We start from the raw sequence: 13,673 nt of genomic DNA, 5'->3' as shown, positions 1-13,673 counted from the left end.
GCAATGCCGCCCAGGGCACCCCCACCACCAAAGAGCCCGCCCAGACCTTTGCCCAGAAGCCCCGACAGAAGACCGCCGCCACCGCCAGCGCCGCCCCCAAAGAGGCCACCACCCAGCAAGCCGCCCGCCGCCTGCGCGGCTGATCCGGCCCCTGTAAGCGACAGCCCCAGCGCAATGCGGATCTGGTTCTTGGCAAAGCTTGCGGCGAGATCCGCCAGCCCGCGCTTGGCGGCCTGTTTGATCCCATCCCACATCGAGCGGAAGTCGCGCAGACCATCGGCGATCCAATCGCCAAAAGAGCGCGCCACGCCATCCACTGCCGTTGAAAGCGGCCCCTCCAGCTCAGAACTCAGATCCCCCGCCGCTTCGGTGGTGGTTTGCAGGCTGCCCGCCACACCGCCGCCGGATCCGTCATCCAACGTGTCATCCAATGTGTTCAGCGTATTGGCCAGCGCATCTGCGCTGTCATCACCCGCCTCAATGGCGTCATTGGCGCTGTTCATCTGGCCGGAGAGAGTGCGCATGGCCGCCCCGGCTTTCTCAAACCCCGCCGTGAGCTGACCTGCAGCCTCTTTGCGCAACCGGATCACGCGCCCCTCAAGGGAGCTGGCCGCAAGATCCAGCTCCATCACCTTGTCGATGGCCTGATCGGAGGCATTGCGCAAACTCTGCTGCACCTCAGACAATCCGGGGAGACCCCGCATCCCTTGCGCGAGCGTCCATAGGAAGTTGCCCCAATTTAGCGACAGATCCTGCAGCATGCGGGTAAAGCCCGCCTGTACCTGCGCCCAGATTGCGGCCAGCGAGGGTTTAATCGCCGCCGCGCTGGTCTTGATCCCCTCCCAGACGCCCACCGCCAGAGTGCCGAGCGCTCTGAGCGCCGCCCCCCAGCCGCCGGTGGCCACCACCAACTGGTGGAACTTCATCGCCAGATAGCCAGCCCCCACCACCAGCGCGCCAATGCCGGTGGCAATCACTGCACCGCGCAACAGCACCAACCCGCGCTGCAGGCCTTTTATTGCGAGGCTCGCCACCGCCGCTTTGGTCGAGGTGGCCCCAAGGGCGATTTCCAGCGCAATGGCCGATTTGGCCGCAGCCGCAAAGCGCAGCGGGGCCAGGGCCACCGTGGAGACCACAGCCCCCATCGCCACCGCCAGCGGGGCCGAGATCTTCAACATCAACCCCAGCGCCAGCGCCGCCGGGCCCACCGCTCCGGCAATCAAGCCGGTGGTGGCAATGATGCGTTTGGTGCCATCGGACAGCCCATTGAACCAGCTCGCCAGATCCGCCGCGCGATCACTCAATGATTGCAACGCCGGGGCCAGCGCCACGGTCACCTGATTGGCGAGGCCCCGCCCGGCAAGGCTCATCCGCGACAGCGCGTCATTGGTGAGCTCGATCTGATCCGCATCCACCTCGGAGATTGCCACACCAAAGCGGCTCACATCCTGCGCTGCGGTGCGCAGGGCGGCCCCATCGACGCGGGTGAAGATCAACCCCGCCCGGCTGCCAAAGAGATCCGAGGCCACAGCCGCGCGCTCGGCCTCTGGCACATACTCCGCCAATGCCGATTGGATCTTTGACAGGCGCTGATCGAGCGGCAGCGCCTGCAGCTCCGCAGCACTGAGTCTAAGCCGCCCCAGCGCCTTGGCCGCCGCCCCACTGCCACCCGCCGCCTGGCTCAGACGTTTGGTGAGCTGCAATGTGGCCTGCTGCATCTCGCCCATGGAGACCCCGGAGAGATCTGCGGCGCGCTCCAGCACCTGCATCGAGGCAACCGTGGTGCCCAGCGATTGCGCCATCTTGGCTTGCGCATCGACGATCTGCAGGCTGGAGCGGATTGCCACCGCTGCCGCCCCGGCCATCGGCAGGGTGAGGCCAAGCGCCATGCGACGCCCGGCGCGCTCCATATGCCCCGCCAGGCGCACCATGCGCCGCTCCACCGTGCCCATGGTGGCCTTGGCCCGCTTTGCGCCCGTCTCAAAGGCTGCGGAATCCATCGAGAGCACGCCGCGCAGCGCGCCAATAACTGCGGACATCTAAGGCCCTTTCTTGCTTTGGAAGTGCATATTCATCAGGCCTGCGCGCAGAGCGGCCAGCTCATGCGCAGGATCGCGGCTGCCTTGGCCCTTCTGGGCCGAGGCTTTGGTAAAATCCGGCATCTTTTTGGGATTGTGGAAGGCATGGCTCACCAGCACGCCCAGCTCTTGATTGAGCACCCGGCGCGCTTCCACCTGCGCATCCTTGGCCCGGATCCGCGCGCGGGTGATGAGATCGTATTCCTTGAAGGTCACGCCCTCAAAGCTGGCGTGGTGCAAGCCCAGCTCGCACCACGACGCATAAAGCGCGCTCCAGTCTACGCCCCCGCCGGGGGGCGGGCCTTTCCCGCTGTCGCCTCCCCATCACCGGTGCCGGGTGCATCACCCTTGGGCGGCGGGAAGGCTTTGGCGATGGCGTCGCCCACAAAGGGCACCACCTGGCGCGCGCCGCCCGCCGCATCGACCAGCGCAATTGCCTCTTCGCGGCTGACGCCTGCACCATCCTCCAGCCCCGCCGCCAGCGCCGAGACCAGCAGGCGCACACCGCCTTTGCCCTGGATCAGATCATCCAGGAGCACATCAAAGGCGGTGCCGTTATTGTCCTCTTCAAAGCGCATCAGCGCGCCGGTGGTGAAGCGCAGTTTATGGGTGCTCTTGCCCTGCTTTAGTGTTGCTGCTGCAATCATCCCTTAGCTCCCTTTGGTCCAGCTGATGAGCCCAGTGGGGCGCAGTTTGAGATCGGTCATCAGATCGCCCTCATGGTCGACCGCAGGAACCGAGGGGTTCACGAAGGCTTTGTAGGCAAAGACATCCCCCGTGGTGGCCTGACCCTCCATCGGCGGCAGCTTCACCCGGAAGAACACGGGCTTGCCGGCCGCCTTATAGGCCGCCGCCTGCTCATAGAGCGCGGAGGAATAAAAGCAGCTCAACGTGAGCTCGCTGGTGTCGGTGAGGCCCACGCCCCATTCGCGCGACCGACCGGGGCTATCCAGCGAGGTGCGATCCCGGTATTCCGGGTTTTCCTCGGGGATGCCCACGGTTTTACAGCCCTTGATGACGACAAATGTCGCCTCTTCTCCATCCGGGGACCATTCAATATCCGCCAGATCGCCTGCGATGACATTCTCTGCCATGGCTTGTCCTTTCATAAAGTGGTGGAAAGCGCCGGTAGCCCGGCCACATCAGGCGCGGTAGCGCACCTGCACATCCAGCATTTGCAGCCGGATCACATCACCGCCGGTCTCCACATGGGAATCCCGCCGGGTCAGCTCTTTGATGCGGATCACCGATCCGCCGCGATAGGTGGTGAGCGTGGTCGAGACCTCGCGGCCAAGGCTCAGCAACGCGCCATAGGTCTTGGCGGCAATGTTCACCTGCACCCGCGCGGTCTCGAGATCCGCGCGCCCCCGGAGTGAGTAGCGTGTCACGGTTGAGATCCGCTGCAGGGTGATGCGGGGAAAGCCCACATCTCTGTCAAACGCGCCCCACACCACCGGCACCCTCAAGGTCTTCAAGAGATCCTTGACCTCGCGCTCCATACTCATGCGCGCGCTGCCTTGCGCCGGGCGCGTTCCAGGCTTTTCTCGATCTCCGCCCAAACCTCGCGTTTGAGTGTCGCCAGCATCATGGCTTGGCTCGCGTCCCAAGCCGGGCGCAGGAAAGGCCGTGCCGGCATCGCCCCGGTGGCGCGTCCCGTTGAGCTTTGCACGCGGGGGCCGGTGCCAAACTCATAAAGATGCGCATGCGGGGCATCACCGCCATCCGGCTCAACCGGCCCCACATAAAGCACCACCTTGCTGCGGCCCCGATCTCCGCGCGCCTCACGCGCCTGGCGGGCGGTCAGTTTAGCGGTCACCGCAATGGCAAAGGGCGAGGCCGTCTCCGCCATCTGCGCCACGGGCTTGAGGCTCTTCTTCATGGCGCGCCGCATCACCCCTTTGGCGGTGCCACGCGGCAGTGCTGCCAACGCGCGCTCAATATCGCCCGCGCCCTTGATGCGCATTTTGACGGCCATCAAGACACCTCCGGGATCTTCCAGGCGGTGATCTCGATCTCTCCTTTAAAGCCGCGCTGTTTGAGGCCGGTGATCTGCCAATCCGCACCGTCAAACCGCAGCCGATGCGCGCCGGTGATCTGCACCATGGGCCCTGACCACAGCACCCGGAACCGCGCATCGCTGCGCTGTTCCACCGCCGCCGCCCGAAGCCGCTCGCCATCGCTCACCGGCTCAAAGGCCGCCCAGCGGTGGAACAGCACCTCCCAGCCGGTGACCTCCTCTTCGCCTGCGTCATTCTCTTCGCGCCGGGCCTGCAGGAAGGTGATCCGCCGATCCCGTTCGGTGACCTCTTTCATCACCGCCACCAGCTTTTATAGGGGGCCACCAGATGCGCGATCGACAGGGGCACCTCTGCCGGTTTGCCCTCCAAGACCACTGGTGTCCGCGCCTGATAGAGATGCGCCGCAAACAAGAGGATGGCATGGCAGATGGGCTTGGGCACATCGGCAGCTGTGCCAAAGCCTGCGGTAAAGCGGATCTTGAGGGGCAGGGGGCAGCGCCCCGGGCGGGGCCAGTTGCGCGCTTGGACATAAGAGCGCCCACCGAGCTCAAAGAGCTCTGGCGATGTGACAACCTCCCAAGTTCCCGCAGGCGTATAGACCTCGATCTGATCCACCGAGGCCACCGGTCCCAGCATCAGCTCCACCGATCCACCAGCTCCGGGCACATGGGGGAAGCTCTGCTGCCAGACCTGATGCACCAGTGCGAGGCCCAGCTCGCCATCGTCGCCGTCAAACTGCGCCACCGCCACATCCAGACAATGCTGCAGGTGGCCATCCTCTTCGCCCTCTTCCAGCCGCAGATGCGCGCGCAGTTGGGCGAGATCCACCGGCACCTCTGCCGGTGGGGTAAGACGCTCCATCGCCATGGCTCAGGCCGCTTTCATCTGCAGGACTTTGATGGCCTTGGTCTGCGCCGGGGCCCCATCGATGCGATGCACGCCCATGATGGCGAGGTTGGGGAAGAACTTCTCGCGTGCCACGCCAAGGAGCGGATTGCCCACTTTGCGCACGTAATATTCCGAGAAGTCACCGTAAGCGATGGGTTTGGTGCCCGCACCGATCTGCGCCATCGCCTGGTTAAACGACACAGGCCGCCCATTGAGCGTGGCAGGCACGCCCTTGGTGACATCGCCATCGGACCACAGATAGCGGCCATTGCCATCCTTGAGCTTGCGCAGTGCCTTCACCGACTGGTCATGCATCTGATAGCGCACCTTGGGCCCGCCGCGATAGGCCGGGTCCACCGAGTGCTCCAGATCAAGGATCTCATCAAAGGTGAGCGCCGTAGTGGCAGCCGCCACGTGGCCCACCGGCGCGCCGGTGACAAAGCCCAGAGGTTCATTGTTGCCGCTGCCGGTGGTGAGCCAGGCATTGCCCTTGCGTCCGATCCGCTCGCCAATCAGCTTGCCCAGAAGGGGCTCAAAGCCAAAGGCGGAATCCTGCGCCAGCTCAAAGGACCATTTGATCCAAGGTGTCGCCAGCGCATAGGCCAGCAATGTGGTCTTGCCGAGTGCGATGTCACCGCTGTCGTCGTCCTTGCCCTCATCGCCCTCCGCGTGGGGTTTGGCCTCTTGGGTGGTGTCATCCACCGTGGGCAGATCAAAGGGCGCGCCATTGGCGAGGTTGATCTCCGTGGCAATCTGCCCATCCATCATCGGGCCATGGGCGGCAGCGGCAACATTGATAAAGCCCGCCAGTGTGGTGGGCACCAAAAAGCCACCCTGCGCCCCGGTGCCTGCGTTTTGCGCCCGGTCTTCGCGGTAGCCCCGACGCAGGGCATCACGTGCTTCACGGTCCAGCTCCGACAGATCGGCCCCGGTGGCCAGATACAGCCGGAAGGCCTCGCGGTATTCTTCGCTTACATCCGCGTCGGGCTGATGGCGGGTCTCATTCTGACCCGGACGGCGGCTCTCGCGCTCTGCACGCTCTTCCTGCTCGCGGCGTTCCTCGGCCTCGCGCTGTGCCTTCATGGCCCGCTCTTCGCGCTCGGCCTCTTTGATGAGACCGTCATATTGATCCATCATCGCGTCGAACTTGTCATTGGCGGCGCGCGCCTCTTCCAGCGGTGTTTTATCGGTGATCCCATCGCGCAGGCTGGTGGCCTCGGTGAGAAGCTTTTGCGCCTTCTCGCGCAGTTCTTTGATCTTGCTCATGATATCCTCATTGGATGTGGTGATCTGCGCTTGCCCAAGGCGCGGCATGGAAACGGGCAGGACAAAGCGCCGATCAGCGCAGCCCCGACAGACGCCCGCGCATCTGCATCCGGCGGCGCACGCAGAGCGCGCTGCCGCCAAGAGCCGCCGCTTTGGAGCGAAGGCCAATCTCTGTGCCCTGATAGGCAGGGTCGGTGACAATCGAGACATCGAAGAGCCGCACCGAGCCGATGCTGCGCAGCGGGTGCGCGCCGCTCTCATCCCAGGTCTCTTTCTCGGCAATGAAGGCAAAGCTCATCTTTGAGAGATCGCCGCGCCGCATCTTGGGCAGGATCCGCTGCACATCGGGATCCTGCCGGTCCAGCTCCGTCTCCACCCGCAAGCCGCGCCGATCCTGCGACAGCATCAACGTGCCGGAGCTGGTGCGCGCCAGTGGCAGCCCTTCATGGTCAATCAAAAAGGTCACATCATCGCTCCGGTCCAGGGCGGCGCTGAAGGCCCCGGCCTCCACCACCTCTTCCCAGCCCCATTTATCCAGCGGGCCGATGGCGGTGCGCTCGCCAAACACCGCCGCATAGCCCGTGACCGCCAGCGGTTTGTCTGTGTCTTCGCGCAGCTCAATGGGCGCGACGGCGCAATAGCGCACCTCGCGTGTTGGATCGCTCATCCAAGCCTCCGTTAGTTTGTGTTGGGTTCCGCGTTGCCGTCCTGATCGTCAGGATCGGCGGGGGTGGTGTCGTCTGTTGGGGCAGGGGGCGGCGCGGCCTCCACCGCCGCGCCTTTGGCAAAGGCCTTGCCGGCCAGCTCAATCGGCACGGTTGCGCCCTGTACCAAAAGCACATCGCCGCCGGGCAGCGGCGCACGATTTTCCAGTGCGCGCCCCTCATTGGGGGTCATCAGGCCGTTCTGGATCGCTTTGACAATCGCCTCGATGCGGGTCTTGAAGTCGCCCCGCATCATGCCGTCGAGGTTCAGTTTGACATAGCGTTTGGAGCCGCGCCCGAAGATCTTCAGCGTCAGCTCCTGTTCGAACTTCTTCACCCAGCGCCGCAGCGTGTGTTTGACCAGGTGAAGATCCTGATGCTCGATATTGTTGTAATTGCCCTTGCTGAGTTCCTGCAGGAACACCGGTGGCAGCTGATAGATCCGCGCCACTTGCCCTACCGCAAAGACCTGCACCGGGGTGAGCTGCATCTTTTCCGGATCATCGCCGAGCCGCTTCAGCTCATGGCCCGCTGGCAGCGGCAACACCGGCTTGCCCTCATCTGCCGCCCGCCGCGTTACCCGCATCAGATCCGCCGCCGAGCGCATCATCTCCTTGGCGGCCTGGAATGGCCCCGTGAGCACATAGGGCGGCACGCCGTTTTTGCCAAAGACCGTCAGCGCATAGCGATTGGCATTGAGCCCCTGGCGGATGGCGCTGGCGCAGGTCATCACCGGGTTGTGGCTGCTCACATGATCGGGTTTGAGCAAAAAGGCGATGTCGATCACATCCCGGCCCGGATAGGTCTTCACCCGCCCCGAGGGCTCGCGATAGTCATAAAACAGCCGCCCCTGATCCTTGCGCACCGTGGTGCGGTGATACTCCATCGGGAACAGGTTGATCACACGCCCCTGCGCGTTGCGCTCGATGTAAGTATAGGCGCGCCCGGGGCCAAAGACCTCGGCAAAGAAGGTCTCGCGCCAGCTAAACGACGTGGTGCTGTCATTCACCGCCGCGCCCAGCACATCCACCACACCGCCCTTGAGCTTCTTGTCGCCGCCCTCATCATTCGTGGTCTCAAAGACCTCGATGGGCAGACCGGCCATGGCCGCCGACAGGAAGTTGATCGCCGCCCAGACCCCGGGCAGCGACAGCGCCTCGCGCATGCTCACCCCTTCGCCCACCTCGCCTGAGAGCACCTGCGCAATGGCGGCCTCGCCGCTGTCCACCACCTCGGCGCGCTGTTCTGGCAGGCCTGCGCCCTCAGTCGCCGCGCGCCTGCGCCACCCCATCAATCCCACAGCATATCCTCCAGAGAGTAGTCCTCATCGCCCCAGGGCGAGTGTTCCTTGCCCGCCCGCTCGCGGCACAGCGCAATTCCCGCCGACATCGCCAGCGAGACCATGCCGTCGATGCGACCATGGGCCTTTTCCTTGTCAAACATCCGATGCCCGGTGCGGTTCTCCGCGTAAGTGACCGAGGCCGCCATACTGTCCAACAGCGGGTTCTGCGCCACGGTCTGGCGGCCGTCATAGATGGCGTTTTCCAGCTTGTTGATGGAATCCGGCATCCACAGATAGATCTCCACCTCTTGCCCCGGATTGGTGGGATCCGGCACCTTCTCCAGCACCCGCTTCTGGAAGCCTTGCGGATGCACCTCGGTGGGCAGCACCAGGCCTTTTTCCGTCAGACTGTCTTTGAGCCGCTCCAAGCCATACTGGTCGCAGGCAATCACCTCCGGCTGATAGCGGGAGGTTAGATCCGCCAGCGCGTCGGCCAGCCACGGATATTTAAGTCGATCCCCTGGCACCGCCTCGATGAACCCCTGCCGCACCCAGAGATCATAGGGGGCCTGATCGCGCGCCGCGCGCTCCATCAGCGTGCCCTCCGGTGTCCAGAACCAGGTCTTGGAGACCAGGTGCTCGGCATCCTTGGTGGCATCCAGCACCCAGGTGAGGGTCAGCGCTGAGAAGTCGCGCACCTGGCTAAGATCCAGCCCGCCAAAACAGGGATAGCCCTGCGCGGTCAGCTCCTCGGGATCCACCTCGCCATGGCAGGCCACCCAAGCCTCGCGCCGGATCGCCGCCGTCACCGATTGCGTCCACTGGCAAAAATGAAGCCGCGCAATGCCGTTGCGCTTGCCCGGCATCATCTTCGCCTGGTTCACCACTTTGGTGAGATATTCCTCATCGATGGTGACGCCCAACAGCGGGTTTACCTTCACCCAGCAGCTTGGATCATTCTCCCAATCATCGCCCTCATCCAGCGAGCAGATGAAGGCGAAGGTGCTGTCATCCTCGACCGCGCCGGTGACCACATTGACGCCATGCTGGTGCTCTTCCCAGCAGATCGACTTTTTGTCGGTGCCGGAGTTGGTCGCCATGCACAACAGCGGCTGTTTGCGGAACTTAAAGCCCCGCTCCAGCATATCGATCACATCCCGGTTGGGATGCTCATGCACCTCATCGGTGAGCGCACAATGCGGACGCGGGCCCGATTGGGCCTTTTCCGCCGAGAGCGGCTTGAACTTGCGCTTGTCGCCGCTGCGCCCTCGGTAGGTCATCTGCCAGACCGGGTTCTCGCCCTGCTGCTGCACCGTCCGCTTCAGCACCGGCGATTGATCCACCATCGCCACCGCATCCTGGAACAGAATCCCCGCCTGGTCTTTCTTGGCCGCCGCCGCATAGATCTCGGCCCGCGGCTCGCCATCGGCCACCATCATGTAAAGCCCAATGCCGCCCAGCATCGGCGATTTGCCGTTGCCCTTGCCTTCCTCATCGTAAAACCGCGTGAACCGCCGGAGCCACGCCCCGTGCTGGGCGCTGTATTTTTGCCAGCCAAAGAGTGAGCCGATGCGGAACGCCTGGCTTGGGTGCAGCTCAAAGGGCCGCCCCTCGAACTGCCCACCATTGAGCCGCAGCACCTGCGGAAAGAAGCGGATCGCCCGCAGCGCCGCCGCCAGATCCCATTTTAGCCCGCGTTTGGGCCCCTCAACCAGATCGCGCAGATGCCGATCCGCTGCAGCCCGCACGTAAGGCCCGGCCACAACCTCACCGGCCACAACCGCTTGCGCCCAGGCTGTCACCGGATCCTCGCTGGCCGAGACCCGCACATGCTCTGCGCTCACGTCAGATAGCTCTCGGGCCCATTGGGATCGGCGAAGTTAAATCCCATCTGGCCCGCGCCCGACAGCCCCCGCTCCGCTGCAGGTGTCATGCCAAAGTCATTGGCCAGCCCACGGATCTGGCGGAAGGTCTCATTGAGCTGCGCCACCTCGGGCCGCGCCTTGATCTGCACCCCGTTGCGCGTCTCGCTCTCATAGGTCTCGCCGGTCTCTTCCAGCTCCAGCTCCAGACGTTCAAACCGCAGCACCGCTTTGCAGAGCTGTTTGAACATCATCACATTGCTGGGCTTCAACCGATCCACCGTCGGGTGACACAGCGGCAGCGCCAGCCGGTCAAAGGTCCAGCGCAGCTCACCGGTCAGCCCCTCGGGCCGGATCTCCTCGAGGCGCAGCCGCGCCCGCTCTTCCAGATTGTGAAGCGGCGCACCCTCTTCCGCGAGGGCCACCACTTTTTCCTCTGCCGGTCTGCGCCCTCGCATATCCCGATCAACTCCTTGTTCATGTGGCTTTTTCTATTCAATTTCCACTTTGCACAGACAAAGGCTCCCCCTCCGGTTGCCAGCGCATCCGGAATTCCTTCGAACCCTCCCCCCGGGGTGCCGCCCCGCTGCGTCAGCGGTTGGCCGGGTGCTGTGGATCCACCGGCCAGCCATCCGCGCCGCGCTCTTCCGAGTACCCGCGCGCCTCCAGCCGTTGTTTGTTCTGATCATGATCATCCGGGCACAGCGTCTGCAGATTGCCCGGATCCAGAAACAGCGCCGGATCACCCCGATGCGGGATCACATGATCCACCACCAGGCGGCAGCGCTTTGGGTATCCCTGTCGAGACCCGGACGCGGTCAGCGAGCCGTCATTGACGATCCCCCGCCGCAGACACGCCCGACACAGCGGCTCCCGCGCCAGATGCTCTGGCCGCAGCCGACGCCGCCACGCCGACAGGTTGTACAAATGGTGATACTCGCTCCGTGCCGTCATACCATACCCCCGGAACGCAAAAGCGCCCGACGGTTTCCCGTGGGCGCAATCAGTGATGATGCATATTTACTGGCATGCCGGTGACAGCAGCGTCAAGGGGCGATGTGGGGGGCTGGTGAGAAACGCCTATAGTGACATTTGCAAAGTTCCCCTCCCGAGGGGAAGGAAACCTCGCGAATAACCTAGAGTTTCCGTCGGCTCACTTACCTAGGTGGCGCAAAACCGTCCGCCAGACCTGACGCTTACCGCATTCCGCAATGCTCTGCGGATGCCTCCCGACTAGCTAAATTCATCGTCTCCGCAAGATGCCCTTGGGGATTCATCATCACAGATATGTACCTCAAATCCCGTTAAATCGAGAAAGTCTGTTTTTGCGCCGTAGATATTTTCCAATTAAATATAAAGAAAAGATATTCCAACAAGAAGAGCAGACGCCAGACCAAACGCAATCCCCCTTTGTATCAATTTGAATTTTTTCGTGCATATCTTAGAGGAAAAGTATATCGAATTTAAAATCTCTTTCGATACACCCTCGCAACTAGATTCTTTATATGCAGAATGGAAATCATTCAATGAAGCATGACTAGCAACATCAACGTAAAAAAATACACCGCCCCCATTACTTCCGGTCAATCTAGGCCATAAAGCTAGCACAAACGAGACTACGGTAGAGGCAACTCCAAGAAAAGCAAAAATCAATAAGATCTTAGTTGGCCAACAAACATTGTCAGCCAACAGGACGGGAAAGTAATTTTTAATTACCCACACTAGAAGAGCAGATGAAGATACAAGGCCAATAGCCGACTTACTATCTGCCTGATTTATATAGTGACGGACATATTCATGTTGCGCGATCAGAGTATCTTGCTTGAGTTCACTCATTTTTTGTCTTTCGGTGGCAGCTTCGTAAAGTTAGCTACGCGTTTTAGAATATCAGAAAGTTCAGCTTCAGTGCGCACTTCCGCCCCGTTAGCTCCGGAATCAACAGAAGACTCCATCTTAGCTTGAGAAAGCTTCTCACCATAAGCGTGCTCCTCTGCAAGGAAATATTTATATGCAGGCGGGTCTTCCACATCCCTATCATCACAATTCAACTTCAAAACAGGACAGTCGTGTTCTAGTTCAGCCAGCTCTCCTTTTAGTATTGTTTGAAATTCAGTTGCATTCCCCCTAGGTGTCAGTAACAGACTATCCAAACTCGTCTTCGTTGTGCTAGTTGACGAGCTTTGACCGAGAAAGCCCAAAACAGGGTAGGCACGCTCATCCGCAACACCTTTAAATACTTCCCTTCTCTCAACGCTCAGACGTGAGAGTAATCCACCCTGAACATTTTGATCATCAGCCGAGGCTTCACATAAAAGACAAGCTAAACCCAGAGATATAGTTGTGAAGTCTGGCCGAGAATTCCGAGAGACACGAAAACCTATGTCCATGTCTACTCCAAGGAAATCGAAATAAGCAGGCATTTCATCAGCCGCGATCTCCAAGTCTTCATTGCTATCTCGATCTAGGTTTTCAGGACTTTTAATAACTCCCTCATGGGGAAAGGAATCAACATCTTGAGTGAAAATGGAGACGTTAGGCACCGGAAACGCAGCGGTCCATGCATTTCCTTTCAACTCAAAATCATCATACTTTCTCATGTACTCACTGATCGCCTCGGTGAAACCACTAAGGATGAATATAGCATTGTTGATGCTGATTGGCGTGATGACGAATATTAGCTCATCGCCCCGTGTCCGCCACACTTTGGGGAATGTTTTCTTTTCTTTGCTGCAAAAATCGCAGCAAGTGCCTAATTCAAGTTTGGAGTGAAAGGTTTTAGGGAACTCTTTGAAGAAATGGACAAATAGCTTCTTCCAACTTCCGTCCGGTTTTTTAAATCTAGTTGACCCAACAATATCGACTGACATGAAAAGTCGCACCCGATATTCGGGTGTAGGTAGATTTTTCGGAGATGAATGCTTCAAGCTCCATCCTCTTGTAATATTACATTACTGGAGATCTAGTGCTCTTGCACGTACATCAGCTGCACTGATACTTACATTAAAGTGATCAGCAACTAACTTAAGATCGCCATCAGAGTTAAGATAAAATTCTTTGAAGTCAGCGGCAGGCATCAAAAACGCTGCCGCGAACCAATTTGCCTCCCACTCTGCTCTCTTCTGAATCGGATCATCCGTGACGTAGCGTGTAGCACGCATCTCGCCCTCACCGTCAAAGTGCATAATCAAATGAGCAAGCTCATGAGCAAGGGTGAAGTTGTCGCGCTCCACAGACGTGTTCGGCGACAGGTATATATCAAAGTCATCAATGCTTCTGGCGATCAATGAGCCGCTCTCATGGTCGTCAAAACTAGACGCAGTGTATGAGATGTTTGCCCCGTGACTTGATAGCATTTCCTTCAATGAGCTTCCCGTTTCGTAACCGAGTTGACTACGAACCTGCTCAGCAAACTCCTCAACCCTCCCCTTATACCAATTAGTGGGAGTGGGATTACTGTAAGTAGGCATACAAGTAGGCATACGTTCCCCCCATCACATTTGAAGCCTTCAGAAGGTACAAACTCATAGAATCACCATTTTGTTCCAATAGCAAACTTTCCATCCCGTCAAGCGTCT

The 13,673-nt window shown here is 60.6% G+C and carries 17 protein-coding genes; all 17 read right to left on the bottom strand.

Annotated elements, in window-relative coordinates; genetic code table 11:
- The coding region (locus tag HCZ87_RS08045) for a hypothetical protein (RefSeq protein WP_167643241.1) at positions 1–2,039 on the bottom strand (2,039 nt) is incomplete at its 3' end.
- A complete protein-coding gene (locus tag HCZ87_RS08040) occupies positions 2,040–2,318 on the bottom strand; it encodes a hypothetical protein (RefSeq protein ID WP_175582183.1) in 279 nt (92 codons plus the stop codon). It abuts the gene before it with no gap.
- 38 nt (positions 2,319–2,356) lie between these two features.
- Positions 2,357–2,725: a hypothetical protein gene (locus HCZ87_RS08035; protein WP_065332170.1), complete on the bottom strand. Its 369-nt coding sequence runs from the start codon at positions 2,723–2,725 to the stop codon at positions 2,357–2,359.
- A 3-nt stretch (positions 2,726–2,728) separates the two neighbouring features.
- A complete protein-coding gene (locus HCZ87_RS08030; RefSeq protein WP_167643240.1) occupies positions 2,729–3,172 on the bottom strand; it encodes a hypothetical protein in 444 nt (147 codons plus the stop codon).
- A 48-nt stretch (positions 3,173–3,220) separates the two neighbouring features.
- On the bottom strand, positions 3,221–3,583 hold the full coding sequence (locus HCZ87_RS08025) for a hypothetical protein (RefSeq protein ID WP_167643239.1): 363 nt from the start codon (positions 3,581–3,583) through the stop codon (positions 3,221–3,223).
- Positions 3,580–4,053: a hypothetical protein gene (locus HCZ87_RS08020; RefSeq protein WP_167643238.1), complete on the bottom strand. Its 474-nt coding sequence runs from the start codon at positions 4,051–4,053 to the stop codon at positions 3,580–3,582. Before HCZ87_RS08020 ends, HCZ87_RS08025 begins: the two co-directional genes overlap by 4 nt.
- The gene (locus tag HCZ87_RS08015; protein WP_167643237.1) at positions 4,053–4,391 is read right to left on the bottom strand and encodes a phage head closure protein; all 339 of its coding nucleotides are present in this window, start codon (positions 4,389–4,391) and stop codon (positions 4,053–4,055) included. The genes HCZ87_RS08020 and HCZ87_RS08015 overlap by 1 nt, the downstream gene beginning before the upstream one ends.
- On the bottom strand, positions 4,391–4,963 hold the full coding sequence (locus tag HCZ87_RS08010; RefSeq protein ID WP_167643236.1) for a hypothetical protein: 573 nt from the start codon (positions 4,961–4,963) through the stop codon (positions 4,391–4,393). Before HCZ87_RS08010 ends, HCZ87_RS08015 begins: the two co-directional genes overlap by 1 nt.
- Before the next feature lie 3 nt (positions 4,964–4,966).
- On the bottom strand, positions 4,967–6,250 hold the full coding sequence (locus tag HCZ87_RS08005; RefSeq protein ID WP_167643235.1) for a phage major capsid protein: 1,284 nt from the start codon (positions 6,248–6,250) through the stop codon (positions 4,967–4,969).
- Positions 6,251–6,323: 73 nt separating this feature from the next.
- On the bottom strand, positions 6,324–6,917 hold the full coding sequence (locus HCZ87_RS08000) for an HK97 family phage prohead protease (RefSeq protein WP_167643234.1): 594 nt from the start codon (positions 6,915–6,917) through the stop codon (positions 6,324–6,326).
- 11 nt (positions 6,918–6,928) lie between these two features.
- Positions 6,929–8,245, bottom strand: a complete 1,317-nt coding sequence (locus HCZ87_RS07995) for a phage portal protein (RefSeq protein ID WP_217701950.1) — start codon at positions 8,243–8,245, stop codon at positions 6,929–6,931.
- Positions 8,245–10,080 (bottom strand): terminase large subunit, encoded by a 1,836-nt coding sequence (locus HCZ87_RS07990; RefSeq protein ID WP_167643232.1) that lies wholly within the window; start codon positions 10,078–10,080, stop codon positions 8,245–8,247. Before HCZ87_RS07990 ends, HCZ87_RS07995 begins: the two co-directional genes overlap by 1 nt.
- Positions 10,077–10,556, bottom strand: a complete 480-nt coding sequence (locus HCZ87_RS07985) for a P27 family phage terminase small subunit (protein WP_167643231.1) — start codon at positions 10,554–10,556, stop codon at positions 10,077–10,079. Before HCZ87_RS07985 ends, HCZ87_RS07990 begins: the two co-directional genes overlap by 4 nt.
- Before the next feature lie 133 nt (positions 10,557–10,689).
- Positions 10,690–11,052 carry an HNH endonuclease signature motif containing protein gene (locus tag HCZ87_RS07980; RefSeq protein WP_167643230.1) on the bottom strand — a complete coding sequence of 121 codons (363 nt, stop codon included), beginning with the start codon at positions 11,050–11,052 and terminating at the stop codon, positions 10,690–10,692.
- 393 nt (positions 11,053–11,445) lie between these two features.
- Complete coding sequence (locus tag HCZ87_RS07975; protein WP_167643229.1) at positions 11,446–11,934, bottom strand: Pycsar system effector family protein; 489 nt, start codon at positions 11,932–11,934, stop codon at positions 11,446–11,448.
- Complete coding sequence (locus tag HCZ87_RS07970) at positions 11,931–12,965, bottom strand: hypothetical protein (RefSeq protein ID WP_167643228.1); 1,035 nt, start codon at positions 12,963–12,965, stop codon at positions 11,931–11,933. The genes HCZ87_RS07975 and HCZ87_RS07970 overlap by 4 nt, the downstream gene beginning before the upstream one ends.
- Before the next feature lie 81 nt (positions 12,966–13,046).
- Positions 13,047–13,565 carry an ImmA/IrrE family metallo-endopeptidase gene (locus HCZ87_RS07965; RefSeq protein ID WP_167643227.1) on the bottom strand — a complete coding sequence of 173 codons (519 nt, stop codon included), beginning with the start codon at positions 13,563–13,565 and terminating at the stop codon, positions 13,047–13,049.
- Positions 13,566–13,673 lie beyond the last annotated feature (108 nt).

The sequence above is a fragment of the Phaeobacter sp. HF9A genome, from assembly GCF_011806385.1.
Taxonomy (GTDB): Bacteria; Pseudomonadota; Alphaproteobacteria; order Rhodobacterales; family Rhodobacteraceae; genus Epibacterium.
This window is presented reverse-complemented; position numbering and strand designations above follow the sequence as displayed.